The 25,868-nt window shown below is 60.1% G+C and carries 25 protein-coding genes and 1 pseudogene; 12 read left to right on the top strand and 14 right to left on the bottom strand.

Going from position 1 to position 25,868, the window contains the following annotated elements; translation table 11 throughout:
- Position 1: 1 nt before the first annotated feature.
- The 4 genes from ampC to WJ542_RS30150 form a co-directional block, all read right to left on the bottom strand.
- The gene (gene ampC, locus WJ542_RS30165; protein ID WP_411193198.1) at positions 2-1,174 is read right to left on the bottom strand and encodes a class C beta-lactamase; all 1,173 of its coding nucleotides are present in this window, start codon (positions 1,172-1,174) and stop codon (positions 2-4) included.
- 19 nt (positions 1,175-1,193) lie between these two features.
- Positions 1,194-1,802, bottom strand: coding sequence for a histidine phosphatase family protein (locus WJ542_RS30160; RefSeq protein WP_411193197.1), 609 nt, complete (start codon positions 1,800-1,802; stop codon positions 1,194-1,196).
- A 28-nt stretch (positions 1,803-1,830) separates the two neighbouring features.
- Entirely contained in the window at positions 1,831-2,517 is a 687-nt protein-coding gene (gene lepB / locus WJ542_RS30155) for a signal peptidase I (RefSeq protein WP_411193196.1), read from the bottom strand.
- A gap of 142 nt (positions 2,518-2,659) precedes the next feature.
- Positions 2,660-3,817 (bottom strand): porin, encoded by a 1,158-nt coding sequence (locus tag WJ542_RS30150; protein WP_411193195.1) that lies wholly within the window; start codon positions 3,815-3,817, stop codon positions 2,660-2,662.
- A gap of 515 nt (positions 3,818-4,332) precedes the next feature.
- Here WJ542_RS30150 and WJ542_RS30145 point away from each other — a divergent pair.
- Entirely contained in the window at positions 4,333-4,590 is a 258-nt protein-coding gene (locus WJ542_RS30145) for a helix-turn-helix domain-containing protein (protein ID WP_411193194.1), read from the top strand.
- A gap of 3 nt (positions 4,591-4,593) precedes the next feature.
- Positions 4,594-5,931 carry a type II toxin-antitoxin system HipA family toxin gene (locus WJ542_RS30140; protein WP_411193193.1) on the top strand — a complete coding sequence of 446 codons (1,338 nt, stop codon included), beginning with the start codon at positions 4,594-4,596 and terminating at the stop codon, positions 5,929-5,931.
- Between the two features lie 122 nt (positions 5,932-6,053).
- Here WJ542_RS30140 and WJ542_RS30135 read toward each other — a convergent pair whose 3' ends face one another.
- Entirely contained in the window at positions 6,054-7,052 is a 999-nt protein-coding gene (locus WJ542_RS30135) for an SDR family NAD(P)-dependent oxidoreductase (protein WP_411193192.1), read from the bottom strand.
- A gap of 86 nt (positions 7,053-7,138) precedes the next feature.
- Between WJ542_RS30135 and WJ542_RS30130 the strand changes: the two genes are divergently transcribed.
- The gene (locus tag WJ542_RS30130) at positions 7,139-8,071 is read left to right on the top strand and encodes an AraC family transcriptional regulator (RefSeq protein ID WP_411193191.1); all 933 of its coding nucleotides are present in this window, start codon (positions 7,139-7,141) and stop codon (positions 8,069-8,071) included.
- A 155-nt stretch (positions 8,072-8,226) separates the two neighbouring features.
- Here the strand turns inward: WJ542_RS30130 and WJ542_RS30125 are convergent, their stop codons facing one another.
- The 3 genes from WJ542_RS30125 to WJ542_RS30115 all read right to left on the bottom strand — a co-directional run bounded on the left by WJ542_RS30125 (position 8,227) and on the right by WJ542_RS30115 (position 10,467).
- Positions 8,227-8,610, bottom strand: coding sequence for a hypothetical protein (locus WJ542_RS30125; RefSeq protein WP_411193190.1), 384 nt, complete (start codon positions 8,608-8,610; stop codon positions 8,227-8,229).
- A 171-nt stretch (positions 8,611-8,781) separates the two neighbouring features.
- The gene (locus WJ542_RS30120) at positions 8,782-9,183 is read right to left on the bottom strand and encodes a hypothetical protein (RefSeq protein WP_411193189.1); all 402 of its coding nucleotides are present in this window, start codon (positions 9,181-9,183) and stop codon (positions 8,782-8,784) included.
- Positions 9,184-9,732: 549 nt separating this feature from the next.
- Positions 9,733-10,467: an SDR family oxidoreductase gene (locus WJ542_RS30115; protein WP_411193188.1), complete on the bottom strand. Its 735-nt coding sequence runs from the start codon at positions 10,465-10,467 to the stop codon at positions 9,733-9,735.
- A 109-nt stretch (positions 10,468-10,576) separates the two neighbouring features.
- Here WJ542_RS30115 and WJ542_RS30110 point away from each other — a divergent pair, with 109 nt between their 5' ends.
- Positions 10,577-11,482, top strand: a complete 906-nt coding sequence (locus tag WJ542_RS30110) for a LysR family transcriptional regulator (RefSeq protein WP_411193187.1) — start codon at positions 10,577-10,579, stop codon at positions 11,480-11,482.
- 283 nt (positions 11,483-11,765) lie between these two features.
- On the opposite strand, the gene WJ542_RS30105 is transcribed toward WJ542_RS30110, so the two are convergent.
- A complete protein-coding gene (locus tag WJ542_RS30105; protein WP_411193186.1) occupies positions 11,766-12,674 on the bottom strand; it encodes a LysR family transcriptional regulator in 909 nt (302 codons plus the stop codon).
- 509 nt (positions 12,675-13,183) lie between these two features.
- Here WJ542_RS30105 and WJ542_RS30100 point away from each other — a divergent pair.
- Positions 13,184-13,618: pseudogene (locus WJ542_RS30100) on the top strand (epoxyqueuosine reductase QueH); the annotation flags it as partial.
- Between the two features lie 38 nt (positions 13,619-13,656).
- Here WJ542_RS30100 and WJ542_RS30095 read toward each other — a convergent pair.
- Positions 13,657-14,937, bottom strand: coding sequence for an IS256 family transposase (locus WJ542_RS30095; RefSeq protein WP_411188333.1), 1,281 nt, complete (start codon positions 14,935-14,937; stop codon positions 13,657-13,659).
- On the opposite strand from WJ542_RS30095, the gene WJ542_RS30090 reads away from it, so the two are divergent.
- From WJ542_RS30090 to WJ542_RS30070, 5 genes are all read left to right on the top strand, one after another.
- Positions 14,926-15,300 carry an epoxyqueuosine reductase QueH gene (locus tag WJ542_RS30090; RefSeq protein ID WP_411193185.1) on the top strand — a complete coding sequence of 125 codons (375 nt, stop codon included), beginning with the start codon at positions 14,926-14,928 and terminating at the stop codon, positions 15,298-15,300. The genes WJ542_RS30095 and WJ542_RS30090 overlap by 12 nt on opposite strands.
- Positions 15,301-15,586: 286 nt before the next feature.
- Positions 15,587-16,570, top strand: a complete 984-nt coding sequence (locus WJ542_RS30085) for a DUF1852 domain-containing protein (RefSeq protein ID WP_411193184.1) — start codon at positions 15,587-15,589, stop codon at positions 16,568-16,570.
- A 26-nt stretch (positions 16,571-16,596) separates the two neighbouring features.
- Positions 16,597-17,625: a methionine synthase gene (locus WJ542_RS30080; RefSeq protein WP_411193183.1), complete on the top strand. Its 1,029-nt coding sequence runs from the start codon at positions 16,597-16,599 to the stop codon at positions 17,623-17,625.
- A 114-nt stretch (positions 17,626-17,739) separates the two neighbouring features.
- Positions 17,740-18,324 (top strand): flavin reductase family protein, encoded by a 585-nt coding sequence (locus WJ542_RS30075; protein WP_411193182.1) that lies wholly within the window; start codon positions 17,740-17,742, stop codon positions 18,322-18,324.
- A 146-nt stretch (positions 18,325-18,470) separates the two neighbouring features.
- Complete coding sequence (locus tag WJ542_RS30070; protein WP_411193181.1) at positions 18,471-19,733, top strand: methylenetetrahydrofolate reductase C-terminal domain-containing protein; 1,263 nt, start codon at positions 18,471-18,473, stop codon at positions 19,731-19,733.
- On the opposite strand, the gene WJ542_RS30065 is transcribed toward WJ542_RS30070, so the two are convergent.
- Positions 19,718-20,535 (bottom strand): IS5 family transposase gene (locus WJ542_RS30065; protein ID WP_411186887.1). Its coding sequence is split into 2 segments (ribosomal slippage): positions 19,718-20,187 and positions 20,187-20,535, totalling 819 coding nucleotides; the frame shifts between segments, so codons are not numbered across the junction. The genes WJ542_RS30070 and WJ542_RS30065 overlap by 16 nt on opposite strands.
- A gap of 94 nt (positions 20,536-20,629) precedes the next feature.
- On the opposite strand from WJ542_RS30065, the gene WJ542_RS30060 reads away from it, so the two are divergent.
- A complete protein-coding gene (locus WJ542_RS30060) occupies positions 20,630-20,842 on the top strand; it encodes a methylenetetrahydrofolate reductase C-terminal domain-containing protein (protein ID WP_411193563.1) in 213 nt (70 codons plus the stop codon).
- Positions 20,843-21,033: 191 nt separating this feature from the next.
- Here the strand turns inward: WJ542_RS30060 and WJ542_RS30055 are convergent, their stop codons facing one another.
- The 3 genes from WJ542_RS30055 to WJ542_RS30045 form a co-directional block, all read right to left on the bottom strand.
- On the bottom strand, positions 21,034-22,458 hold the full coding sequence (locus WJ542_RS30055) for a phospholipase D-like domain-containing protein (protein WP_411193180.1): 1,425 nt from the start codon (positions 22,456-22,458) through the stop codon (positions 21,034-21,036).
- 308 nt (positions 22,459-22,766) lie between these two features.
- Entirely contained in the window at positions 22,767-23,072 is a 306-nt protein-coding gene (locus tag WJ542_RS30050; protein WP_411193179.1) for a hypothetical protein, read from the bottom strand.
- Between the two features lie 265 nt (positions 23,073-23,337).
- Positions 23,338-24,447, bottom strand: a complete 1,110-nt coding sequence (locus WJ542_RS30045; protein ID WP_411193178.1) for a branched-chain amino acid aminotransferase — start codon at positions 24,445-24,447, stop codon at positions 23,338-23,340.
- 267 nt (positions 24,448-24,714) lie between these two features.
- On the opposite strand from WJ542_RS30045, the gene WJ542_RS30040 reads away from it, so the two are divergent.
- A complete protein-coding gene (locus WJ542_RS30040) occupies positions 24,715-25,851 on the top strand; it encodes a muconate/chloromuconate family cycloisomerase (RefSeq protein WP_411193177.1) in 1,137 nt (378 codons plus the stop codon).
- Positions 25,852-25,868 lie beyond the last annotated feature (17 nt).

Below are 25,868 nucleotides of genomic sequence, written 5' to 3'. Positions count from 1 at the left end.
GTCACTTCTGCGTATCGAGCGCCGAAAGAATTGCATACGCTGCCGCCACGCGATCTTCGATCGGGTAGTTCTTGTTGGCGAGCAGGACGATACCCAGATGCCGCTGCGGAATGAACGCGATATAGGTCGCGAAACCGTTGGTCGAGCCGGTCTTGTTGATCCACACGTCGTCGCGCGGTGGCTCGGGCGGCGTGATGCGCGTGGCCGGCGTCGCGTCGAGGATCATCGCAGACGAGTTGCCGGCCTGCAGCGTCTTCAAATCGACGGGCCAGGGGTACTGTTCCCAGATCAGATCCTGCGTGAGCGGGCCCGAACGGAAGTAGCCCGTATGCGTCGCCGTGATCGCCTGCTGCAGCTTCGGGGCCAGCCGCACTTCGCCCATGTTGGCTTCGATAAAGCGCGTCATGTCGGCGGCGTTCGAGCGGATGCCGTACGCTTCCTCGCCAAGGACGCCCGGTTTCATGCGCACGGGCTGGTTCTGCTTCGTGTAGCCCTGAGCGTAATCGGCCGCCCTGCCTGACGGTACGTCGAGATACGAGCTGGAGAGGCCGAGGGCGGGCAAGAGATGCCGCGTCATCGCGGCGTCGAAGCTCTGGCCCATGCGCTTTGCCGTGACGAACCCGAGCATGCCGATGCCCATGTTCGAGTACGTGCGGTAGGTGCCGGGGGCGTAGAGCGGCTTCCACGCGCGGAAATACTGCATGAGTCGGGCTTCGTCGGTAACGTCGTCGGGGACCTGCAAGGGCAGGCCGCCGGGCGTATGCGTGCCCAGTTCCAGCAGGCTTACCTTGCCGAACGGGCTCGACTGCAACGCGGGCACATACTGGCCGGCGGGCGCGGCGAGCGAGAGTTCACCGTTGACGGCGGCATACGAGGCGAGCGTGGCCGTCAACGTTTTGGATACCGAACCAAGTTCGAACAGCGTGTTGCGTGTGACAGGCTGGCGGCCCTCTTTCGACGCCACGCCGTAATCGAACACCCAGGGCCGGCCGTCCACCGTGACGCCGACAGCCATGCCCGGTACGTCGTCTTTCGCCATCAGCGGCACGATAGCGGCATCCACGGCCTGTTTGATCCGGGTCTGCTGGTCGTCTGCCGCATGGGCGGCCGTGGCGCCCGCGCAAAGGGCGAGGCAGACCGAGGCGAGCAGAAGGCGCTGCGTTTCCAGTTTCATCCGTATTCGATCGTGCCGTTCAGAGAGAGGCTTTGGGCAGCACGTTCCAGTGCCGTATCGCGCGGAACTCGCGATCGAAGCCGAGAACGCTGATGGAGGCCGTGTCGAGATAGAAGTGTGCGCCAAGGGCGGCGCCGCCGATCCAGCAGCCTGCCAGCGCGCGTAGAAAATGGGCGTGCGAGAAGACCGCCACGCGTCCGCTCGACGCGAGCAGGCGCGCCACCACGCTTTCGGCGCGGGCCTGTACCTGCGCGAGGTTCTCGCCTTCCGGAACCGGCGAGTGCCACACACTCCAGTCCGGCGCGCTCGCGCGGATGTCGGGCGTGGTGCGCCCTTCGTAGATACCGTAGTCCCATTCGTGCAACTCGGGCACGATGACGCGTCTGGCACCCAGGCCCGCCAGTTCGCACGTTTCGATGGCTCGTGCCTTCGGGCTCGACCAGACCGCGTCGAAGGTCTGCGCGGCCAGCCGCGGCGCCAGCGCGCGGGCCTGATCGCGGCCGCGCTCCGTGAGCGGAATATCGGTGCGGCCCGTATGCTGACCCGAACGGCTCCACTCGGTCTCGCCGTGGCGGATCAGCCAGACTTCATGCAGCGCGCCGGGCGCGTTTGCGGGGATCGATGACATGAGGGGACTCCGGAAGACGGGACCCCGCTTACGCTGGCGGCGTATCGAGCAGCGATCCGAAGCGGCTCAAGCGCGGCGCGTAGTAGTGGTCGGGGTCGAGCGAGAAAGCCACGCGGCGCGCGCGGCCCATGATCTCGTTACGCGGGAAGAAACCGAAATAGCGCGAGTCCGCGCTGTCGTCGCGATTGTCGCCGAGCATCAGGTATTCGCCGCGCGGCACGACGACAGGGCCGAACGAACTGCGCGGGCTGGGCGCATAGGGCGAGAAGCGCACGGTGTGCGTCACGCCGTCGAAGCGTTCCGCGAAATAATCGCCGGGTTCGCTGGCGTCGCTCGCGAGCAGATTCATGCCTTCGGGCCGGTAGGTCGCGCGTACGCCGTTCACATAGAGCACGTTGTCGCGCAGGGCGATGCGGTCGCCGGGCACGCCGATCACGCGCTTGACGAGCAGTTCGTGCGCGGAGGACGAATCGATGGTCACGATGTCGCCGCGCTGCGGGTCGGCCAGGTGCGCAATGCGGATGTGCGTGAGCGGCACGCGCAGATCGTAGGCCAGCTTGTCGACGAGAATGCGGTCGCCGATGCAGATGGTGGGCAGCATCGAGCCGCTCGGCACGACGTTCCAGTCCGCGACGGCGCTACGGAAGACCGTCATGAGCAGCAGGAATGCGATAAGGCCTTTGTTCTCTTTCCAGAGCCGGGTGATCATCTTCATTCGGTCAGTCAGTCGCTTGGAATGGCAGACTATAACCCCAAGGCGGCCCGTTTGCGCAAAGGCGGCGAAGAGAAATAAAAAAAGCACCTCGTGCCGCCCGTTGCCGGACGAAAGCGAGGTGCCGTTTGCGCGGCGTGGCCGCTTAGAAAGCGTGACGCATGCCCACGGTGACTGCCACTTGCGTATCGGTCGCCGACGGCGAGAGCGTGTTGATCATCGCGTGCGAGAGCACCGAGTCGGCCGGCGCGCCATGCACGTTCTGATACACGCCTTCGAGGTAGAAGTCCGTGCGCTTGCTGACCGCGTAGTCCGTCTGCAGCATCGCCGTGTTCCAGCCCGGCGCCGAGCCGTTGTACGCGCCATGCGTGTACGTATAGGCGCCCGAAACGGTCAAGGCCTGCGTCAGCGCGTACTTGACGTTCACCTCGTAGTTGTCGAGTCGCAGCGAGCCGGTGAGCGAGCCGGCCGAAGCGTCGTTCGAGCCGAGGTACGTGCCCGTGCCGAACGAGTACACGCCGCCGACGTTGTCGAGCTGCGTGTGGCTCCAGACGAGACCGACCGTGGCCGGGCCGAACGTGTAGTTGCCGCCGAGCGACCAGACGCGCTGACGCTCCGCGAGGAAGTTCGCGCTGGTGTCGCTCGTGGTGACGGCGCCGCTGCCGCTGCCGGCGTTGTTGAGCTGCAGGTAGCCGGCCGCGAGGTTGAGCGGGCCTTGCGTGTAGGCAAGCGCGAAGCCGTACGAACGGTTGTTCGCGAATTCGCTGCTGTTGCTGAACGAGTACATCGTTTCGCCCGTGATGCCGTGCCAGGTCGGGCTTGTGTACTTGACCGAGTTGTTGATGACGACCGAATCGGCGGCGAGATTGTCGTTCTCGAACGGGTGGGCGGCCATGTTGCCGCCCCAGGTGTTCGATTCCGCCGTGAGCGGGCCGACCAGGTCGTTCATCACGTCGAACTGGCGGCCGAACGTGAGCGTGCCGTACTGGTCGCTTTGCAGGCCGACCCAGGCTTGCGAGCCGAAGATGTCGCCGGAGAACGCTTCGGCGCCGTTATTGAGCACGAAACCCTGTTCCAGCTTGAAGACCGCATGCAGGCCGCCGCCGAGGTCTTCCGTGCCTTTCAGGCCGAACACCGTGTTCTGCGTCGAGCTGCTGTTCAGTTGCCAGTTGCTGTGGCCGCCCTGGTTGTTCGTGTAGACGAGGCCCGTGTCGATCAGGCCGTAGAGGGTGACGCTGCTTTGTGCATGTGCGGAAATTGCGAAGACACTACCGAGTGCGAGGGCGACAAGACTTTTTTTCATGCTTTTCTCCGAGTACAGCTATGGATTGGCGTTAATGGCTAATTCGTCCTTCTATTTTCTGCAATAAAGAAGGCGTAATCAGGCCGAAAGATTTTTATGTAACCTTCAATAATGAAAGTTAATCCCTTTTGATTATTGCTGGCGCCGCAAGCTCCGCCGCTTTTGGGCGGCGATTATTGCGAAGCGGCCGCATGGACAGGTCGTGTCCGGAGCAGCGAAATACGACGGGCCATCATAGGACGGCGAAAATAAAAATCGCGTTGAAATTGGCCGCGGCGTGGTGTCAAAAAAACACTTGTTTTCGGGTACTCGACTAACGCCAGGGATTGTGCATTGCAGCGTGAACGTGGAGTTTTTCCGTCTCCGAAGGGCTCCCTGACTGACAGGAGGCAGGGGCCGCTGCGTTACGCTACAACTATCGGTGTGAGCGATATTTCTGCTTTATACCTGTGGCTGATATTGTCAAACTATCACCGACAGGCATAAAATTGCTTTATGCGTGACAGGAATATCTCATGAAGATCATCGTCCATACGCCGGCTGCACTCGGCGAGATTCTGCAGTCGGCCAGAAAGGCCCGGGGGATGACCCAGGCGCAGGCGGCCGCGCGTATCGGCATTGGTCAGCCGCGGCTTTCCGCGCTTGAGACCACGGGTACGGCCAGCCTCTCGTTCGACCAGATGATGGCGCTTTTCGCGCTTTACGGTCTTGAGCTGTGCGTGCAGTCGCGCGATACCGGGGCGCCCGGCGCCGCTGGCCAGCCGGAGTGGTGAGCGATGGGCCGCAAATCGCATTCGCGCGCGCTCTCCGTATGGGCCAATGGTGAACGGGTAGGCATCTGGGCCGCGCTGCCCGGCGGCGATATGGAGTTGCACTACGAACCGGCCTGGAAGCTTTCGGCCGTGGGGCGGCCGCTCTCGCTCTCGTTGCCGTTCGGCGTTGGCGAACGGCCGCTGCGCGGCGAGCGCGTTCATAACTACTTCGACAACCTGCTGCCGGACAGTCCGCAGATCCGCCGGCGCATCGCGGCCCGCTTCAGCACCGAAACGGTTGAAGCATTCGATTTGCTGAAAGCGGTCGGACGCGATTGCGTGGGCGCGGTGCAATTGCTGGGCGAGGACGAGGAGCCCGAGGACGTCGAGTCGATCGACGGTACGCCGCTCTCCGAAGCCGCGATCGAGCGGTTGCTGCTCGAAACCGCGGGCGCGCTGCCGGGCGAGGGCGCGGGGGACGAAATGGGCAGCGAGCTGCGCATCTCGCTCGCAGGCGCGCAGGAAAAGACGGCGCTGTTGCATCACGACGGCCAGTGGTATTTGCCGCGCGGCGCCACACCCACCACGCACATCCTCAAGCTGCCGCTCGGCCTGATCGGCCATCGCAAGGTGGACTTCCAGACCTCCGTCGAAAACGAGTGGCTCTGCCTCGCCGTGCTGAAAGCGTACGGGTTACCCGTTGCCGGTGCGCGCATCGAAACCTTCGGCTCGCAGAAGGTGTTGTGCGTGGAGCGCTTCGACCGGGCCTGGTCGCAGGGCGGCGCGTTGCTGCGTCTACCCCAGGAGGATTTTTGCCAGGCGCTGGGCATGCCGCCGCATCGCAAGTACGAATCGCAGGGTGGCCCAGGCGTGCGCGAAATCGCCGACATCCTGCGGCAGTCGCGGCGCGCAGAGGACGACCTCGAAACATTGCTTGGCGCGCAGATCGCGTTCTGGTTGCTCGCGGCGCCCGACGGCCATGCGAAGAACTTCAGCATTCGCCTGCTGCCGGGCGGCCGTTTTCAGTTGGCGCCGCTTTACGATGTGATGTCGATCTGGCCGGTTGAAGGCGACGGCGGCAATCAATGGTCGTGGCACAAGGCGACGCTTGCGATGGCCATGTGGGGCAAGGGGCGCCACTACCGCATGCGCGACGTGAAGCGCGCCCATTTCGATGCCACCGCGCAGCTTTGCCACTACGGGGGCGATGCGGAGGCGCTTGTGGCTCGCTTCGTCGAGCGCACCCCCGCGGTGATCGAGCAGGTGGCGGCGGCGCTGCCCGCAGGTTTTCCCGAGCGTGTTGCGGCGCGGTTGTTCTATGGGTTGAAGTGGTCGGCGGAGCGGCTCGAGGCCGCTGTCTGAGGGGACGGGGGACGGGGGACGCGCTCGCCTTGGGTGTCGACCGGAAAAAACGGTTCTCCGCAGATTTCCGGGCTTTATCAACGCAGACGACAGTCGTCTAACGAAGAAGCAACCCGGTATCGTCATGTCGGCTGAATGCCAAGCAGCTTTTCGCTGAGCGTCCATAGCCCATCGGCATTCGTGTGATCGACGGCATACGGCGCCACGCCGACGAGCCGCATGGCATCGGCCATATCGGCGATTTCGGGCTGCGCCGCCATCAGCGGAGCCACGTCGACGTTTTCGCAGTACACGCCGCCCCGGCCATCGAGCTGAGGGCTCGTCGCGCACCAGACCTGGGTGGCCGCACCTTGCCCAATCGTTTTGAGCTGCCGCGCCGGATCGCGTATCGGCTTGCCTTGTTCGTCGAGAACGCCCGCGGAGATCAACTGCTCGCGCGTCACGTATTTCCCCAGACCCGTATCGACGATGGCACCCGGATGCAGCGAAAACGCGCGGATGCCGTGGCGCTTCTCCCGTTCGTCGAGCGCGACGGCAAAGAGAATGTTGGCCGTCTTCGACTGCCCATATCCGGTCCAGGGGTCGTACGGGCGCCGGTCGTAATGCGGGTCGTCGAGAAACACCGGCGAATAACGATGACCGACCGACGAAACCGAGACCACGCGCGCGCCGTTCGCCCGGCGCAGCGCGGGCAAGAGTCGCAGCACAAGTTGAAAGTGGCCGAGGTGGTTCGTTGCAAACTGGGACTCATAGCCGCGCGCGTCCCGCGTCAATTCTGGCAGGGCCATGATGGCAGCGTTGTCGACCAGTATGTGCAACGCACGCGTCGATTCGAGAAACGACGCCGCAAAGGCATCGATCGAAGCGGGATCGAGCAAGTCCATCGGGGCAATTTCCACATCGATGCCAGTCAATGCCGCACTCGCCCGATTCATGTCGCGCGCGGGGACGACGACACGAGCGCCGGCGGCGCGCAGCACGCGCGCAGTCTCGCGCCCGAGGCCCGAATAGCCGCCGGTCACGATCGCGACCTTGCCGGAAAGGTCGATGCCGGCAATGGCTTCGTCGGCGGTGGTGGCGGCTCCGAAATTCGAACCGATTGGTTTTTGCAGCGTCTGCATGAAGTCCTCCTGGGCGAACAATGTTGGGTACAGTGTGAGCCCGACTTCCGGTACGATGAATAATCAAAAAGCCGGAATACTGTCGCATGAGTTCAGAAATGGAAGGTGACCCCCTATCAGACATGCTTCGGCTGCTCGACGCGCAACCGGTCGTGGCCGGCGGCTTCTCCGCGGGCGGCAGGTGGGCGATCCGCTTTCCGCAGCCGAACAAGATCAAGTTCTTCGCGCTGGTGAAGGGCAGTTGCTGGCTTGGCTTCGGGCCTCGGAGCGAACCGGTCGCTGTCGGCGAAGGCGACGTTTTTTTGTTGAATGGCGAACGCTCATTCATTCTCGCAAGCGACCCGGACACCGAACCCGTCGAGGCGACGAGCCTGTTCTCCGGCAGTGGGAGGCGGGCCGTGCAGATCGGCGACGGCAGCGGCTGCACGCAGATCGGCGGGCACGTGAGACTCGCACCATCCAACGATGCGCTGCTAACCGACGTTTTGCCGCCGCTCATTCATATCCGCGCAAACTGCGAGCAGGCGGGTGTTCTGCAGTGGCTGCTCGCACGGCTAGTGAAGGAGTTCGAGGCCGAGAGGCCAGGCGCCAGTCTGGCTTCGGCCTACCTCGTGCAATTGATGTTTGTCGAGATGCTACGCGTTCATCTCGACACGGGCGCGGACGTCCCCAGAGGATGGTTGCGTGTCATCGGCGACCCGCGGCTTGGTCCTGCGTTGCGGTTGATGCACGGCGACCCAGGCAGGTCGTGGCGGCTCGACGAGCTTGCAGCGGCGGCGGCGATGTCGCGCACTGCGTTTGCCACCCGTTTCAAGTCGGCCGCAGGCATGGCACCGCTTACGTGGTTGACGCACTGGCGCATGCGTATGGCAAGGCGCGCACTGATCCAGGAGGCAACGCCGATTGCCGTCCTCGCGGCCAGGCTGGGATATGCGTCGGAAAGCGCGTTCAGCAGCGCGTTCAAGCGCGTGTGCGGCGTGGCGCCGAGGGACTATCGGCGTACGGGCGTTGGATCTTGATGCGGAGTTGGATGTTTGAGCGTCCCGTCATAATAACGCTCATGGAGAATTACGCAGCATATCCGGCTACCGGCGGATGCGGTGGGCCGTAGCCGACCCGGAGCGGACTTTCATTTTTTCCAGGAGCGGCCATTCAATCGACGATTGATTTTCTTTTACGAGGCGTACAGTTTTCCACCCTCGCCGACCCAAATGACACCTGGGATCATGAAAAAATAGACTATTAGTTCTGGATCGTTTGCATCAGACACGTGCATTGGCCATTGGGCGGCGAGCTGGCGAACAATTTCTTCGGGCGTCTCATGCCACTGGGCATCTCGATCGTAAATAGTGTATCGAGGATGAGGATTTTCCGGAGATGTATAGCAGTCAGCTCCCGGTGCGATGAACATGATCTTGCCGTCATCCAGCAATTGCCTTACGACGTCAAAGAACGCAGCCTTATATTCATCCAATGAGAAGGTCGGATTCCAGCGCCTAATCGAATCAAAGAGACCCGTGATCCAAAGACCGAACGAATATCGAATGATCTCTTCCATGTGCTCTATTTGCGCCATAGCCGAAGACCAACCTCCACAAAATTGAACTGCTAGATATCTGCCGTCCGCTCGCGGCCGCACTGCGTCCGACTCTAGTCGTGCATGTGTTTGGCGATTCGTGCGCGGTAAGCGGCGCCCCCTCAATATCTGGCTCCGCAGCTAAGACGAACATCAGGATCTAAGTCGGCGCAATCGTCTCCCCGAGGTCCCGACATACTGGTCTGCCGTCTTCTTTCCCTCTATATTTTCGACCGTGACCGAAAAGTGTCGACCGTATACCTGATCCGTTCCATATCGAGCGGTCAGCGTTTTGATGGTTGAAAACGCGATGCGATGCTTGTCACAAAGAGTCGGGAGCGCATCACGATAAAGATGAATTGCGCGCTGCAACGTCACAGAAATCGGACCACCAGACGTCGTTCCGTCAAGAAAGTTGACGGTGATAAAACCTTGGGCGCTTGCTGAAGCCTCTGCAAATATATCGAAGTCGTACATGCCAATCATTAAGCCGATTCCGCTAGCCAGCGAATCGGCGATATTGTGGCCAAGCGACCTCAGCTCACCGGGTTTCATTGGGCTCTTCCATGATTCTGAGAAAACGGTCGACCTCGACAGATTGTCGCCGATTGGTGGGGGTAGTCGAACGGTAGCTCATGGTCGAACTCACCCTTTCTCACGCCTCGGCGGTTCCGGCTCTTGCTCGTCTTGGGAGAGAAGATCCGATAGTTCAGACGGGGAGAGGCGCTTCATTTTTTTTTCGAGCTTGCGATCGTACTGCCTGTCGTTGGGCTCTGATGCTTGAACCTTCCGGGCGTACTGTTGCACGAAGCGACTAAGCTCGCCAGCTAGCCGAGTTTTTGTACGGTTCGTCGTCATGTGTCGATCTTGCGCTAATCCAAGTCACGCCCAGAGTCAGCCTGTGCTGATTGTCAACGAATCAGATGCTGACGTCGAGTGACCGTTCATGGCCGACTACCGCCCGACGCCCGAGCGCGAAGATCGCCTCGGGCGTTCTTCCCATGCAACGAACATAAACGACCCGTTGGCGTCGTTCGACGAAGCGTGACGTCTTCGGCAGCTTCAGGGTGTAGCGGCCATCGCTTTCTTCGAGCCCGTTGCTAGTCAGACCAGCACGCCACCGCCATCCACAATTATGGTCTGTCCCGTAGCATAGCGATTGGTCATCAAATAGACGTACGTTTGCGCGAGGTCCTCCGCCTCGCCGGCACGACCGACTGGCAATGCCACGCCACTCGCGGCGTAGAGCGCTTCGCGCTCAAATTCGGGCAAGTTATCCCACAGCGGCGTGCGCACCAAACCGGGACTCACGAGGTTGACGCGAATGGGCGCCAACTCCACCGCGAGTGCCCGTGTTAAACCTTCCATCGCGCTGCAGACGCCGGCGAGCGCCGCCCAACCCGTTTGTGGCCGCAAGCTCGCAATACCGCCGGTCAACACCACCGAGCCGCCGGGACGGAGATACGGTGCCGCATATTTGACAGCGGCAATTGCGCCGAAGACTCGCACTTCGAAAATCTGGCGGACCGTAGCGAGGTCCATGTCGGCGAGCGCTCCGGTTCGCAACGAATCCCCCGCGCTGTAGACCAGATGGTCGAAGGCGCCGACTTGCCCGAACAGTGCACGCACGGCGGACTCGTGACTCAGATCGACCGTGTACCCCTTGACCCGGTCGCCGAGTCTCGCGACGGCTTCGGCGACTCGCTCACTGCGGGATGAAACAACGCTCACTGAGGCGCCGGCTGCCAGCGCGGCCTGCGCCGTGGCAAGGCCGATTCCGGAGGTGCCGCCCAGCAGGACGACGTGTTGATGCCGAAGGTTCGTGCTTGCAATAGTCATGGTGAGTCCTCGCTGTGGATTGTGAGTGAAGCCATGACCCGAGTATTATTCTTTAGCCAGACTTGATAAACCCAGTATCTCTTCGAACACTCCTTAATAAGACTTGCGAATGGATCGATTCAACAGCATGGCGATATTTGCACGCGTGGTCGAGCGCGGCAGCTTTACCGCCGCGGCCGAAGGCAGCGGTATGACGCCCACGATGGTCGGCAACCATATCCGCGAGTTGGAGCGACGGCTCGAAGGCCGGCTGCTGAATCGCACCACGCGGCGTCAAAGCCTGACCGAACTCGGCAAGCGCTATCACTCGCGATGCCTCGAAATTCTGGCGCTGGTGGACTCCGCCGAACTGGACGCGCGAGAAATGCAGAGCAACCCGCGTGGCCGATTGCGGGTGAGTTGCCCGGTTATCTATGGCACGCGTGTGCTCGTACCGGCGCTTGCCGCGTACCTCGACCGCTACCCCGAGGTTCAGGTCGAGCTGTCCCTTAACGATCGTTTCGTCGATCTGGCGGAAGAAGGTTTCGACGCTGCGATCCGAACAGGGGTACTGCCGGACTCGGGCTTGATTGCGCGGCCGTTGACCCATTCGCCGCGTATTGCCTGCGCATCACCGGCCTATCTGGCGCGCCACGGGCAGCCTCAGGTGCCCGCCGATCTGGCGCAGCACAACTGCCTCGCTTTTATAGTCGCGACCGGACCCGAACGTGAATGGCGTTTCCCACGTCCCGGCGGCAATGGCGTGGAGCGCATCGCGGTGCGTGGCCGTCTCGATGTCAATGGCGGCCTCGCGCTTCGCGAAGCTGCGCTCGCGGGACTGGGGGTGATTTTTCAACCTCAGGTAATGCTGCAGGAAGATCTGGATGCGGGTCGGCTCGTTCGTCTTTTTCCCGACTGGCCGGCGCAGACGTGGCCAATCCATGTGGTGCATTTGCCCGATGCGCGTATGCCACGGAAGCTGGCAAGTTTTATCGCCTTCCTCCAGGAAACGTTGGGGCACGACAGCGAACGGTAGACTGGCCGTGTTGTGGGAAAGCGGCCTGTAGCGACTCAGCAGTGAGTTTCTGTGACGGTGTTCATGGCGGTCACCCATGCGATGTTTCAGTATGACCGCTTTGGGCCGTCACTACGGACGTTCATTGCCGGTTTATCTGCATCGCCTCGAACGTGAATGATTGGTCGCTGGCCCAAAGCGTTTAACTGTTACGTCCGGTCTTAAGCCGTGGATTTGTATAGCGCGCAATAGAGTTGGGTGCAGCGCTTGGACCCATTGCGGCCAGGTCCATATTAGTCAGCTGTCAGCGCCGTACGCGCGGCGTTTTCCAGTTCGACTCGCGCGCGAACTCGACGAATGAATTCAGGTAATCGACGACGGCATCGTCCTCGCGCGTGCCCAGAAAAATCTGCTTGGCGATGCCCTGTTTGCCGAGCTTGACGATGGCGAGCGGCATGCGGTCAGCGTATTCTTCCGCGAGCCATTTGGGCAGCGCCGCCACGCCACGGTGGCTCGCGACCATCTGCAGCATGATGTCCGTCGTTTCGATCGTTTTGTGCCGCCGCGGAATGATGCCGGCGGGGCGCAGAAACTGGTTGTAGATGTCGAGCCGGTCGGTTTCCACGGGATAGGTAATGAGCGTTTCGTCGACCAGTTGTTCCGGTTTCACATAACGCTCGCCTGTCAGCCGATGATTTTCCGCGACCACCAGCACCTGCTCGTAGTCGAACACCGGTTCGAAGCGCAGGCCGGGGCGGTTGAGCGGATCGGGCGTCACCAGCACGTCGATGTCGTAGCCGATCAGCGCGCCGATCCCGCCAAACTGGAAGCGCTGCTTCACATCCACGTCCACATCGGGAAATCGCGCGAGATACGGTGAAACGACCTTGAGCAGCCACTGATAGCACGGCGCGCATTCCATGCCGATGCGCAGGGTCCCGCGCTCGCCCGCTGCGTACTGCTTCATGCGCTCCTCGGCTAGCTCGAACTGGGGCAGAAGCCGCTCGGCGAGCGAGAGTAGATACTGGCCGGCCTGCGTAGGGCGCAGGCTGCGTCCCTCCCGGTGCCAGATCGGGGTGCCGAGTTGCTGTTCGATCTTCTTGACCGTGTGGCTCAACGCCGATTGCGTGAGGAAAAGCGATTCCGCGGCTGCGGTGAGTGAGCCCTGTCGGGCCACTTCACGAACGATGACGAGATGAACGCGCTCGAGCATGGAAATGGACAACCAAAAAATGAAGAAATCTAATGGATGGATGAAATAATGCCATTTTTCTTCATCGAAGATAAGCCCTCTACGTACCCGCAATTTCTTTATGCCGCCCGATCCTTAACGTACGCGAACGCAGTGTGAGGCCAGCGACCGGATTTTCGGATGAACGAAACTAATGGATGTATGAAGAATAATCCATGGTCGAATACAAGGCGGTCCAGGATAATTACGGGCTACCCCGGCAATCTTGGCGTTTCCCGCTTTAAAGCATGACTTTTCGGATCGACGAGGCCGCTAGTGATGCACCGCTGGAACAACTGGCGTTCTAGCCAAAGCGCGGCTTCGCGAGCACTGTCCACGCAATGATTTTGCGTAGCGGCGCAACGCGACAAGCTCAAACTCGTACTCGATACACCACGTGAAATCTGGCGCGAGGCTTGAAGATAACCGTCGCTGCGTAAGCATGCCGGTCTTGTATCAGCCTGCGTGACGTTTCAGCGAAAGGAGATGTTATGACATCAACCCATGACCGTAAGCCTCTCCCACTGCCCGGCGGCCAGAGCAAGGTGCTGCTGCATTCGTGCTGCGCGCCGTGTTCCGGGGAAGTCATGGAAGCCATGGTAGCGTCGGGCATCGACTTCACGATCTTTTTCTATAACCCGAATATTCATCCGCGCAAGGAATACGATCTCCGCAAAGACGAGAACATTCGCTTTGCCGAAAAGTTTGGCATTCCCTTCGTCGATGCCGATTACGACCGCGATAACTGGTTCGAACGCGCACGCGGGATGGAAAACGAACCGGAACGCGGTGTGCGCTGCACGATGTGCTTCGACATGCGTTTCGAGCGGACCGCGCTTTACGCGCACGAAAATGGCTTCCCGGTGATCACGAGTTCGCTGGGCATCTCGCGCTGGAAGAACATGCAGCAGATCAACGAGAGCGGAGCAATCGTCAATAGTGGTGTACGGGCGGGACGGCATGATCAGGCGGCCAGCGCTTGAGGAGCCGGTGTGCTTTCAATCACCGGGTTTCCGTCTTTGAACGGAACGCCCTTCAGAAGCTGATCAATTTTCTCGGCGCTGCGAATCTTCCTCCAGGTCTGCCCGGCCGCTTCAATCAGCTTGAACGCCATCGCCAGGAAGGTCGCGCGCGACAGACAGTTGCGCGTGCGGCTCGTGCGATGGCGTACCGTCGCAAACGTCGATTCGATCGGATTCGTGGTCCGCACATGCTGCCAGTGCTCCGCAGGGACATCGTAGAACGTGAGCAGTGCGTCTCGATCCTTCGTGAGCTTCTCGACAGCCTTCGGGTACTTGGCCGCGTACACGTCGACGAACTGATTGAACGCAACAATCGCATCGGCGCGCGTCGCGGCATTCCAGATCTCTGCGAGCGCCGCCTTGGCCTTGCCGTGCTGCGATTTGGGCATCGCGTTGAGGATATTTCCGACCTTATGAAACCAGCAGCGCTGATGTCGCGTTTGCGGGAACACCTCATCGAGTGCCGCCCATAGTCCCATCGCGCCGTCACCAACCGCGAGCAGTGGCGGCGCCTGCAGGCCGCGCGCTTTCAGATCGAGCAGCAGTTCAATCCACGACTGTTTCGACTCGCGGTAACCGTCGCTGAGCGCAACGCGCTCCTTGCCGCCGTCCGGTTTCACGCCGATGATCACGAGCAGGCACTGCCCGTCCGAATCCTCTGTGCGGGCTTGAGTATGGATGCCGTCGGCCCACCAGTAGACCCAGCGCGAGGCGGACAGGTCGCGCTTGTTCCACTTCTCGTACTCTTCTGACCATGCGGCCTTCAGGCGGCTCACGACGCTCGCTGACAGCCCTTTAGCCTGCTCGCCGAGCAGCTCGGACAGTGCGTCGCCCATGTCGCCGGTTGAGACGCCTCGCAGGTACAGCCACGGCAGCGACGATGACACGCGCGGCGACTTGCGCACATAGGGCGGCACGATCGTCGAATTGAACTTGATGCCGGAGCTCGAGCGGTCGCGAACCTTCGGTACCTTGACCGGCACCGGGCCTACCGCCGTGACGATCTCGCGCTCTGGCAGGTAGCCGTTGCGCACGACCGCGCGCCGGCCGTCCATCGTCTTCACATTCGAATATTGCTCGAGCATCGCCGCCAGTTCCGCCTCGATTGCCTGCTGGATGATCCGCCGCGCCCCTTGCTGGATCAGATCGTCCAGGCCGGGTGCGCCCTCAAATTGCGGTTCTGCTGTTTGACTGCTGCTCGTTTCCTGCGTATGTTTCGCCATGGTGGTGGAGTTCGATTGAGGAAGTGTTACCGTGGAAAGCAACATTCTCCATCAATCGCCACCGCCTTCTCCTGCCTCCTCCCTACGCCGCATACACCACTTCCGACGATAACTCACGAGAGCGGCGTGCGCGCGGCTTCGCATTACCCCGATCTGATGTACTGGGAATACAACTGGCGCAAGGCAGGCGGATCAGCCCGCATGATCGAGATTAGCAAGCGCGAAAACTTCTACCAGCAGGAATATTGCGGCTGCGTCTACTCGCTACGCGACACCAATCGGCATCGCCTGGAAAGCGGCCGGGAACGTATTCAGTTGGGCGTGAAATTCTACGGCGACGACGACTTCGCAATTGAATCTTGAACTCGCTATCTGTATCCAGATAAACAAGCTGAACGGCTTGAGGACACCGTATCGGGCAAAACTCCGATCACGCTGCGTACCGTCCGAGGCATGCCACAGATCGCCGTGGCGTAGGCTTAGGCATGCCCCACAGTTCGTTGCTGGATTCGATTCGAAGCAGGCATGAAAATAGCTAATGGTTACATGAAATCAAATCATTTTTATTCATGAATGGCATGGCATAAAATTCTGAAAATGCAAGAAATAAATGCAGCTTCTACATCAGAATTCAGGTTGCCAGATCAAAATGAGTAAAGATTTTGCGTTCGCTATCAAGAGTATTTGCTTCGACGAAGACTATCGCCCTTCAGACAATACGCGTATCACGACCAACTTTGCTAACCTGGCAAGGGGAACGAGTCGCCAAGAGAACTTGCGTAACACTTTCAGGATGATTGACAATCGTTTCAATGCCCTGGCACATTGGGACAACCCTGAAGGCGATCGTTATACTGTCAAGCTTGAAATCATTTCCGTTGAGATGAATATTGAGGGTGAAAGCAGTGGTAACGCGCTTCCTTTGATCGAAATATTGAAAACGAATATTGTTGATCGGAAGACGGGCGAGCGCATTGAAGGCATTGCAGGGAATAATTTCTCCTCTTACGTGCGAGATTATGACTTTAGCGTGCTATTGCTGGAGCACAACAAGAGCCAGTCGAATTTCAGCACTCCGGAAAATTTTGGAGACCTGCATGGAAAGCTGTTCAAGTGCTTCGTGAATTCAAGCGCTTACAAGGATAATTTCAAGAAGCCGCCCGTCATCTGCCTCAGCGTTTCGAGCAGCAAGACCTATCGTCGGACTGAAAATCAGCATCCTGTATTGGGCGTTGAATACGAGCAGGATGAGTATTCGTTGACTGACGAATATTTCAAAAAAATGGGGCTGAAGGTTCGCTATTTCATGCCTCCGAATAGCGCTGCACCTTTGGCTTTTTATTTTTCCGGCGATTTGCTGGGTGACTACACCAATCTTGAGATTATCGGCACCATCAGCACGATGGATACCTTCCAGAAAATTTACCGGCCCGAGATTTACAATGCGAACTCGGCAGCAGGAAAATCCTATCAGCCTAGTTTGAAGCACGAGGATTTTTCGCTAACCCGAATTGTTTATGATCGAGAAGAACGTAGCCGGCTGGCTATTGAGCAGGGAAGGTTTGTTGAAGAGCAGTTTATCAAACCCTATCAGGCTGTTCTTGAGCAGTGGTCTGCTAACTACGCCCTTTGACTAACCAAAACGCAAGGTCATCTATTGTGAAAAAATTGCTACCCACTTCAACTGCTGGCAGCCTGCCTAAACCCTCATGGCTCGCAGAACCCGAGAAACTTTGGTCACCGTGGAAATTGCAGGATGAGGGGTTGATTGAGGGTAAACAGGATGCCTTGCGTTTATCGCTGCAAGAACAACAACACGCAGGCATCGATATCGTCAGCGATGGCGAACAAACGCGTCAGCATTTTGTGACCACGTTTATCGAGCACCTGGACGGCGTCGATTTCGAGAACCGCAAGACCGTCAGAATTCGTGATCGCTATGATGCAAGCGTACCGACGGTCGTTGGTGCTGTTGCCCGCAGGAAGCCGGTCTTTGTCGAAGATGCCAGGTTCTTGCGTCAGCAAACGAAGCAACCCATCAAATGGGCGCTGCCCGGCCCGATGACGATGATCGATACGCTGTATGACGATCACTATAAAAGCCGCGAAAAGCTGGCCTGGGAATTCGCCAAAATCCTGAATCAGGAAGCCAGGGAGCTGGAAGCGGCCGGGGTCGATATTATTCAGTTTGATGAACCCGCATTCAATGTGTTTTTCGATGAGGTGAACGAGTGGGGCGTTGCCACGCTGGAAAGGGCCATCGAAGGGCTTAAGTGCGAAACGGCTGTCCATATTTGCTATGGCTATGGCATCAAGGCCAATACGGACTGGAAAAAGACGCTGGGGTCGGAGTGGCGGCAGTATGAAGAGGCTTTCCCCAAGCTGCAAAAGTCCAGTATTGGCATGGTCTCGCTGGAATGCCACAACTCTCACGTTCCGATGGAGCTCATCGAGCTTATTCGCGGCAAGAAAGTGATGGTGGGGGCCATTGACGTGGCTAGCAATACCATTGAAACGCCCGAGGAAGTTGCCAATACCCTGCGAAAAGCACTCCAGTTTGTCGATGCCGACAAGCTCTATCCTTGCACCAACTGCGGCATGGCTCCCTTGTCTCGTGCAATAGCGAAAGGCAAGCTGGAAGCCTTGAGTGCAGGCGCGGAAATCGTCCGCGGAGAACTCTCGGTCTGATTTCGGGGCGGAAATGGCCGTCGTGAACGGCTCGCGATGGCCAAACGCGGAGAATCGAGCGGGCGATTGGGTCGGTTTTGACCGATGGCTCGCTTTCAACATTGGCAAAGGCCGATGTCAGCCAGCATTACCGGCCTGCTTCAGGCCTTCCTTGACCCTTTCGAGCTGGATCCAGTTCTAGTCCCTACTATGTCACTCCCTGGTACTGCTATCGAGCCGTTGAGCTTTCGGGAAGCGCTCGGGCACTACGCATCCGGTATCACGGTAATCACATCACACATTGATGGCGAGCCGATTGGCTTCACCTGCCAGTCGTTCTATAGCGTGTCGATGAGCCCTCCGCTGGTGTCATTCAGCGTAATGTCCAGTTCGGCCAGCCTCCCTAAAATTCGCCAGGCAGGTCGATTCGCAGTCAATATCCTGTCAGATGAGCAAGTCAAGATTTCGAACCAGTTTGCTCGGCGAGGCACGGACAAGTGGCACGGAGTCGAATGGCAGGAATCGCCACTGGGTAATCCGATCATTGCCGGCAGCCTTCACTGGCTTGATTGCGAAATTTACGCCGAACATGCCGCAGGTGATCACCTGATCGTGATTGGTGAAGTGAAAGCGTTAAACCTGCAAGAAGCTGCTGCTACGCAGCCATTGCTGTATTTCAAAGGGCAATATCGCAACATCGCCGAGCATGGCGCGGTTTGAGCGCTTACCTCCGCTGAGCGCCCGCGCAATTGTTCTTCTCCTATGTCGCCAGCCTGCTGCTGGCTATCATCGCAGTCGTTGCTCTGCACTATCACCAGGAGGCTGCGGCAACGACGCCCCTCTGATTTACACAGTATCGAGCTGTCTTGAGTTCATTGAAACAGGCGCTGAACGAAGGACGCTTCGTCTGCGTGCTTGAGGTCGTTCCTCAACAGTCCCCTTCGCGCCTGGCCGCGCTCGAGCAAATCGTGCAACGCGGGCATCTGGCAGGCTGGACGTTACTGCTAGCCTTCGCCGATCGTGTCGGCCTGCACTCGGACTTGAGCCCCCTGGAAGGGGCTGGGGCATTGGGAAATCCGGCGTCATCCCTGCTGCACTTTTCAGGCAAGGATCGCGAGCGCGCAGACTTGCTGCTCCAGATGGAGTCCATGAAGGCCCGTGGTCTGGAGCAATTGCTGCTGCTCAGTGGTGATCGCTTGCCAGGCCACGATCCTGGTCAGGCACCCGTGCGCTATCTGGAGTCGGTGCCTGCGCTGCAGATTGCCCGTGAGCATTGTCCGGACTGGCTGTTGGGCGCTGCGTTGAACCCGTTCAAATACCGCGAAGAAGAAGGCGGCGCGCAGTATCTGAAGGCGCAGAAAAAGCTTCTGGCTGGCGCCGATTTCCTTACCCTGCAACTGGGTTTTGATGCCGCCAAGCATATTGAAGCCCAGACCTGGATGCGCGCTCAGGTCCGCAGGAAACCCATGCTGGCCTGTGTGATGAAGCTGACCGACAAGCGGGCGGTGGTTCTGCAGGACGTGCCCGGGGTCGTTATCACCGAATCCATGCGCGAGCTGTTGGGCAGGGAGCAGCAGATATCGCACGCCTACGCCAGCGCACGAAGCCTTGAGCGCCTGGCGCTGCAGATAGTGGGTCTGCAGTTGATGGGCTATGCCGGTGCTCACGTGTCCGGAGTGCATACGCTGGACGAACTGCTTTCGTTGGAGCAGGCGATCACCGGGCAGCGGGACAGAATCACCTCACTGACCGATTGGGCCGATCGATGGCATGCAAGTTGGCAGATGCCCGGGGCGCCCGCAGTATGCTTCGCCCCCGAAATCGGCGCCTGGGAAATGGGGCAATCCGATGTTGCCGCCACCCGCGGGGAGCGCCTGCGACACACGCTGCTCTCTTCGGTGCATGGCCAGTTCTTCAGTCGCACGGGCTGGCTCAGCAGAGCCTTTGGCTGGAGCGTGACGCGGCCGATCTGGAAGGTCGGCGTTGCTGCGAATGCCCTGCACGCTGTCGAACGGACGGTGAAACGGCCGCTGGTCGGCTGTGATACCTGTGGCCGCTGCCGCTTGCAGGACACGCTCTACATTTGCCCCGAGACATGCCCTAAGAGACGGTTTCATAAAGGCTGTTGAGTTCGCTGAAGAGTGTTCCAGCAGATCAGGCAACAACCGAGTTTGAGGAACGCGTCGTGAATGTCCGCACGGCGTTCGAAGCGAATACGCAAACGGCGGAAGTTATGCAACCAGGCATGGGTACGTTCGACGACCCAACGAACTTTTCCAAGGCCGCTACCGTGCGGGTGACCGCGCCGTGCGATGCGGGTGGGGATGTTGCGCACGTGCAGGAGGCGCCGGTACTTGTCATGATCGTAACCACGATCGGCGTAGACACGGCCAGGACGACTCAGCGGCCTGCCGCGCACCCCGCTAATCGGCACGATGGCCTCGATCAACGGGATCAGCTGGGTAACGTCGTGACGATTGGCGCCGGTCAGGATTGCCGCGATCGGCGTGCCGTTAGCGTCGGTGGCGATGTGGTGTTTGGAACCAGGTCGTGCTCGATCGGTGGGGTTCGGGCCAGTTTTTCGCCCGCCCCAACCGCGCGAATCGACGATGAGTCGACGACGACGCGGGAGAAGTCGATCTTCCCGGCCGCTCGCAGTTTCGCCAGCAGCAGTGCGTGCAGTCGATCCCACACGCCGGCTTGCTGCCAATCGCGCAGCCTGCGCCAGCAACTGACGCCGGAGCCGCATCCCATCTCCGCTGGCAGATCTCGCCAGCGGATGCCGGTCTTCAGCACAAACAAGATGCCGGTCAGCGCAGCCCGATCCGGTACCGGCTTGCGACCCGGATACTTGAAGCGGCGTGGCTTCGCTGGTGGTAGCAGTGGCTCGATCAGTGCCCACAGTTCGTCGTCGATGATTGGTTTGCCCATCTCCTCGATCCTGTTGTCACAACAATCGAGGTTAACAGGTTGCGTTACGGGTTAACAGCCCCTACGAACTCTTTTTGAAACCGTTTCTAAAGGCCTGGCGAACGGCCCCTGTGGCGGGACCCGGCTCAATCGTTGCGAATTTGACGACCGGGAGTGCGTGCACAGTGTCAAATACCGGATTGCCAAATCTGCCAATCAGTTACCTGTGCTGGCGCAGACGTTGATTCCTTGCGTCGAAGCAGAAAGCAGGCACCGCAGCTCCTGGCCTGAATGGTTTGAGGCAGAAGATGCGACGTCAAAGCGCTAAATCGAACCCCGGAGAATGATGGCTGGCCAGACGACCTTCGCGATGCCGAAAGTGATCAGCGGCCGAAAGCGCTTCTCGAACGGTCATCCAATCTGCTTTTTTGAGTGGCTGTTGGTGGCCGACTACTGCGCGACACAGTGCGGACGGCGACCCGAACTGGCCACGTAGTTTAGCGACATGGCGCGCCGCGCTCAGAGGAAGTTCCTGATCAGCATCGTCACCCACCGCCAGGCACCGCCGCAGCCGGCGGCCCGGCAGCGTGCATCGGGATCCGCCAGAAGGCGGCCATTGGCGTCGCTCACCGAACTCGAGTTGCGCAGGAAGTACGCCACGCTGTCTTGCAAGGGATCGAGCCCGTCTTCAGGGATATCTATCCACAGGCCGTTTTCGGTATTCAAGTGAGCCGACAGCGAATCGAAATTGAAACTGCCGAGATAATATCGATGGCCGTCGATGAGGACCAGCTTGGCGTGCATCATGCGGTTGTCCCGGTCGGAATATTCGCGCACCTCGATCCCGGCATTCACCAGGCCGGGCAGATCGTCGGCATAGGCGCGCCCGACTGCGGGGAATTCCTGCGTGATGCTCGCCAGCGAAGCGCTCACCAGGATCACGTGGACACCTTCGCGCTGCTTGCGCTCAAGCGTCTCGCGCAATTCCGGCACCAGGATCACGTAGGGGTTGATGATCAGGATCTCGTGCTGTGCCGTATCGAACGCTTGTAGCATGTCCTGCAACGTGCCTGGCGAGCGCTTGTCGGGCCAGTCGTGGACATAGTGCAGGCGCTCGCAGGCGATCGGCATCCAGGCGGGATCGAAAGCCGCCCCGGGAGCGGGCGGAGCGTCGGGATCGTTGGGCGTATCGGAGGCAGTGGGTGTATCGATAGCGGCCGGGTCTGGCGCCTCGGCTTCAGCATCGAGCGGAGCCAGCAGCCATTCGCGCCAATAATGGATGCGCGCCGGGTCCAGCGTCGCATAACCCTGTGAGTCGCGATAAGGACTTTCGACTTTGAGGAATTTTTCCGGCTCGGGACGAACCACTTCCGGGCTATTCCAGAACAGGGCGAAATGCTGGTACATGGCGTGCAGGGAGGAAGCGTCCTGGCCGGGGTCGCCCGACACCATCAGATCGCGCTCGCTAAGCCAGTTGCGGAAGCTCGCATCCCAGATCGAGGTACTGCCGATCACGGCCGTGTCGCCAACCAGGAACAGCTTGTCGTGCATGCGATGCGAAATCTCGACGAGATCGGATCGTGGATGGAAGATTCGGAGTTCGATGCCGGGAGCCACCTCGTGCAGGGCGACGATGAGCTCGTCCTCGAACGGGTAGTGCGGCTCGGGGCCGATGCCGTCGATCAGCAGCTTGACCGGCACGCCTCGGCGCGCGGCCTCGACCAGATGACGCAACAGCAGGCCGCCGGTCTGATCGATTTCGAAGATGTAGGCGAGGATGCGGATCTGCTCGGTAGGCGTGGCACGGTCGACCAGCGCAATCCGCGACTGCATCAACTGACCGTCGTCAAGACTGGCGACCAGGTCGACACATTGCGCGTGGCCTGGCTGAGAAGAGGCAAATACGCATGCCAGAATGAGCGCGAGGCTTCTTGTTGTGGTCATGATGTGGCGAACTGATTCGATGTGTCTCCGGCCCTACGTCCTTGAAGGTCTGGAAGGCTTTGTCGCGTTAGCGCGGTGAAGTAGCCCGCTGTTTGAAGAGAAGGTGAACAGAACGGCGAGCCCGAGATAGTTACCGTGGACAAGAGCGGCGCGAATCTGGCTGCACATTGAGCACTCAGTGGACAGGACATCGGCGCAGTTGAAAGCATGGCTTTCCAGAATGTCCGATTGTCGCCGATCTATGAGCACTGTTCCAACGACCGCTCTGGGCCAAACTCAGAAGTCAGCACACGGCGTACGATTTCCTGTTACTTCGCGACTCCCCTCAAGTTAATTTTCAACCAGTTCGGAATCGCTGGTGGAAGATGTGCACCCGCGTCACATGCGCTCGAATAGTTTGTGCCGGGCGGAAAACCGATCTCATTTATTTCGGTTAGTTCACCATCTTCCTTGAGCCCCCGCGCCAGCATCCACTGGACGTACAGATCACCGATGCGCGTCGCAGGACCGATAATCCCCCGAGCCTGCAACCAGGTCGTCATTCGTTGTGCTTCTCCCGGCGCTGCATTAAGCGATATCGCGGGATCAACGAAATAAATATGGTTATCGCTCATCAGGTTGTATTGGCTCTGATCGCCTGAAGCTCATTTTCATCTCAGGCGATTGGTTATCGGGTTGAGGTTCTGTCGGTTTTTCGCCTGTTGATGGGCTGGATTGTTAGCAATTCAGATGGTTATGTCGAATGTCGCTTGTTGGCGCCGACTACAACCTGTCCGCAATCGTTCCCCTCAGAAATCCGCAAAGAGCCTAAAAAAACGGGGCGCACCGCAGTGCGCCCCGTATCGTTCTTGCCAGGTTCTTGCCCGACCCAGGCAGTGCTTATGCCTTCTTGCCCGCTTCCACCTTCCAGACCCAGTTCGCCGGATCCGCGACCTTGCCGCGCTGGATGCCGGTCAACAGCGTGCGGATGCGGCGCGTGACTTCGCCTTCGCCGCCGTCGCCAATGGTGAACTCGCCGCCCGCGTGACGCACCTGGCCGATGGCCGTGACCACGGCCGCCGTGCCGCACGCGAAGCTTTCCTTCACCCGGCCGCTGGCAGCGCCTTCACGCCACGCATCGAACGCGACCGGCGCTTCCTTGACCTCGATACCTTCCTTGCGGGCCAGCTCGATGATCGAAGCGCGCGTGATCCCCGGCAGAATCGTGCCCGAGAGCGGCGGCGTGACGAGCGAGCCGTCGTCCATCGCGAAGAACACGTTCATGCCGCCCAGTTCTTCGATCCAGCGGTGCTCGGCCGCGTCGAGGAAGACCACCTGGTCGCAGCCCTTGGCCGTTGCCTCGGTCTGCGCGATCAGGCTGGCCGCGTAGTTGCCGCCGCACTTGGCCGCACCCGTGCCGCCGGGCGCCGCGCGCGTGTACTGATCCGACACCCACACGGTCACTGCCGACTTGCCCGACTTGAAGTACGGGCCGACCGGACACGCGATCACGCAGAAGATGTATTCCGACGAGGCGCGCACGCCGAGGAAGCTCTCGTTCGCGAACATGAACGGGCGGATGTAGAGGCTGCCGTCGCCGCCGGGCACCCAGGCCTGGTCGATGCCGACCAGCGCGTCGATGGCCTGCATGAAAAGCTCCTCAGGCAGTTCCGCCATCGACATGCGGGCGGCCGAGGCGCGGAAGCGCTTCGCGTTTTCCTGCGGGCGGAACAGGGCGATCGAGCCGTCTTCGCGGCGATACGCCTTCATGCCTTCGAAGATTTCCTGGGCGTAATGGAGCACGGCGCAGGCCGGGTCGATCTGGAACGGGCGGCGCGCCTCGACCTTGGCGTCGTGCCAGCCTTGCCCTTCGCTCCAGCGGATCGTGACCATGTGGTCGGTGAAGACCCGGCCGAACACCGGGCTTTCGAGGCGCGCGGCGATCTGGTCGGCGGGCGTGGGGTTGGGATGCTGTTCGACGGCGAATTGCAGGCGACTGCTAGTGCTCATGTTTCTCGGTCTCGCGGTTGTTGATTGCGGTTGTCTGCGTATTTTCGGTCTTTTTTCGGGTTTGGTGCAGATTTTCCGGCAGGCGGGCGCTCGGCCATCTCACGGCGGCGTGCAAGTCCGAAAAAGTATGGTGACGTGGGGTTTCTTCATACATGCCGGTCATAGCATACCTTTAAGGTATTAAAAGCAGCTAGCAAAAGTATTGGACGCTGTCAAGGCCGGCGCGTATAAAACCACTCCATGAACTTCACACACGCAGTTTCCGCCATGACTTCAGTGACGATTGAACGTATCGAAACCTGTCTCGTCGATCTGCCGACGATCCGCCCCCACAAGCTTTCGGTCGCCACGATGCATGGGCAAACCCTGATGCTCGTGAAGGTGTATTGCAGCGATGGCGTCGTCGGCATCGGCGAGGGCACCACGATCGCAGGTCTCGCCTACGGTCCGGAAAGCCCCGAATCGATGAAGCTCGCGATCGACGCCTACTTCGCGCCGGCCATGATCGGCGAGGACGCCACCCGTATCCAGGCGTTGATGGCGCACCTCGGCAAGCTCGTAAAGGTCAACCACTTCGCGAAGAGCGCGCTCGAAACCGCGCTGCTCGACGCGCAAGGCAAGCGCCTTGGCGTGCCGGTGAGCGAATTGCTGGGCGGGCGCCGCCGCGAGCGTCTGCCGGTGGCCTGGACGCTGGCTTCGGGCGACACGTCCCAAGACATCGCCGAAGCCGAAGCGATGCTCGAAGCGCGGCGGCACAACGTCTTCAAGCTGAAGATCGGCGCGAAGGAACTCAAGACCGACATTCGCCACGTTGCCGAAATCAAGAAGGCGGTTGGCGAGCGCGCCGCGGTGCGCGTGGACGTCAACATGGCCTGGAGCGAGACGCAGGCAGCATGGGCCATTCCGGCGCTGGCCGAGGCCGGCTGCGAACTGGTCGAACAGCCGGTGGCCTCCGCGGCGGCGCTGGCGCGACTGACAGGCCGCTTCCCGGTCGCGCTGATGGCCGACGAAATCCTGCAGGGCCCGGAAAGCGCCTTCGAGATTGCGAAGAACCACGGCGCCGACGTGTTCGCGATCAAGATCGAACAAAACGGCGGGCTTTTTGCCGCGCAGCGCGTGGCCGCGATTGCCGATGCGGCAGGTATCGAACTCTATGGCGGCACGATGCTCGAAGGCGCGTTCAGCACGATTGCCTCGGCGCATCTGTTCGCCAGTTTCGCCAACCTGCAGTGGGGCACCGAATTGTTCGGACCGCTACTGATTACCGAACAGATCCTGACCCGCCCGCTGGATTACCGCGACTTCGAACTGACCGTGCCGAACGGGCCGGGTCTCGGCATCGAACTGGACGAAGCCCGGGTCAAGCGTTTCACCCGCGACGGGCTCATCAAGGTTACCCGGTAATACCGGCAACAAAAAAA

The organism is Paraburkholderia yinzeri (assembly GCF_046581065.1).
Classification (GTDB): domain Bacteria; phylum Pseudomonadota; class Gammaproteobacteria; order Burkholderiales; family Burkholderiaceae; genus Paraburkholderia.
This window is presented reverse-complemented; position numbering and strand designations above follow the sequence as displayed.

Coding starts and splice junctions, on each gene's coding strand:
- lepB (WP_411193196.1), bottom strand. CDS start 2,517: ATGAAGATGATCACCCGGCTCTGGAAAGAGAACAAAGGCCTTATCGCA.
- WJ542_RS30040 (WP_411193177.1), top strand. CDS start 24,715: ATGACTTCAGTGACGATTGAACGTATCGAAACCTGTCTCGTCGATCTG.
- WJ542_RS30130 (WP_411193191.1), top strand. CDS start 7,139: ATGAGTTCAGAAATGGAAGGTGACCCCCTATCAGACATGCTTCGGCTG.
- WJ542_RS30125 (WP_411193190.1), bottom strand. CDS start 8,610: ATGGAAGAGATCATTCGATATTCGTTCGGTCTTTGGATCACGGGTCTC.
- WJ542_RS30140 (WP_411193193.1), top strand. CDS start 4,594: ATGGGCCGCAAATCGCATTCGCGCGCGCTCTCCGTATGGGCCAATGGT.
- WJ542_RS30110 (WP_411193187.1), top strand. CDS start 10,577: ATGGATCGATTCAACAGCATGGCGATATTTGCACGCGTGGTCGAGCGC.
- WJ542_RS30050 (WP_411193179.1), bottom strand. CDS start 23,072: ATGAGCGATAACCATATTTATTTCGTTGATCCCGCGATATCGCTTAAT.
- WJ542_RS30135 (WP_411193192.1), bottom strand. CDS start 7,052: ATGCAGACGCTGCAAAAACCAATCGGTTCGAATTTCGGAGCCGCCACC.
- WJ542_RS30160 (WP_411193197.1), bottom strand. CDS start 1,802: ATGTCATCGATCCCCGCAAACGCGCCCGGCGCGCTGCATGAAGTCTGG.
- WJ542_RS30045 (WP_411193178.1), bottom strand. CDS start 24,447: ATGAGCACTAGCAGTCGCCTGCAATTCGCCGTCGAACAGCATCCCAAC.
- WJ542_RS30120 (WP_411193189.1), bottom strand. CDS start 9,183: ATGAAACCCGGTGAGCTGAGGTCGCTTGGCCACAATATCGCCGATTCG.
- WJ542_RS30075 (WP_411193182.1), top strand. CDS start 17,740: ATGTCAGCCAGCATTACCGGCCTGCTTCAGGCCTTCCTTGACCCTTTC.
- WJ542_RS30145 (WP_411193194.1), top strand. CDS start 4,333: ATGAAGATCATCGTCCATACGCCGGCTGCACTCGGCGAGATTCTGCAG.
- ampC (WP_411193198.1), bottom strand. CDS start 1,174: ATGAAACTGGAAACGCAGCGCCTTCTGCTCGCCTCGGTCTGCCTCGCC.
- WJ542_RS30055 (WP_411193180.1), bottom strand. CDS start 22,458: ATGACCACAACAAGAAGCCTCGCGCTCATTCTGGCATGCGTATTTGCC.
- WJ542_RS30115 (WP_411193188.1), bottom strand. CDS start 10,467: ATGACTATTGCAAGCACGAACCTTCGGCATCAACACGTCGTCCTGCTG.
- WJ542_RS30095 (WP_411188333.1), bottom strand. CDS start 14,937: ATGGCGAAACATACGCAGGAAACGAGCAGCAGTCAAACAGCAGAACCG.
- WJ542_RS30090 (WP_411193185.1), top strand. CDS start 14,926: ATGTTTCGCCATGGTGGTGGAGTTCGATTGAGGAAGTGTTACCGTGGA.
- WJ542_RS30105 (WP_411193186.1), bottom strand. CDS start 12,674: ATGCTCGAGCGCGTTCATCTCGTCATCGTTCGTGAAGTGGCCCGACAG.
- WJ542_RS30085 (WP_411193184.1), top strand. CDS start 15,587: ATGAGTAAAGATTTTGCGTTCGCTATCAAGAGTATTTGCTTCGACGAA.
- WJ542_RS30150 (WP_411193195.1), bottom strand. CDS start 3,817: ATGAAAAAAAGTCTTGTCGCCCTCGCACTCGGTAGTGTCTTCGCAATT.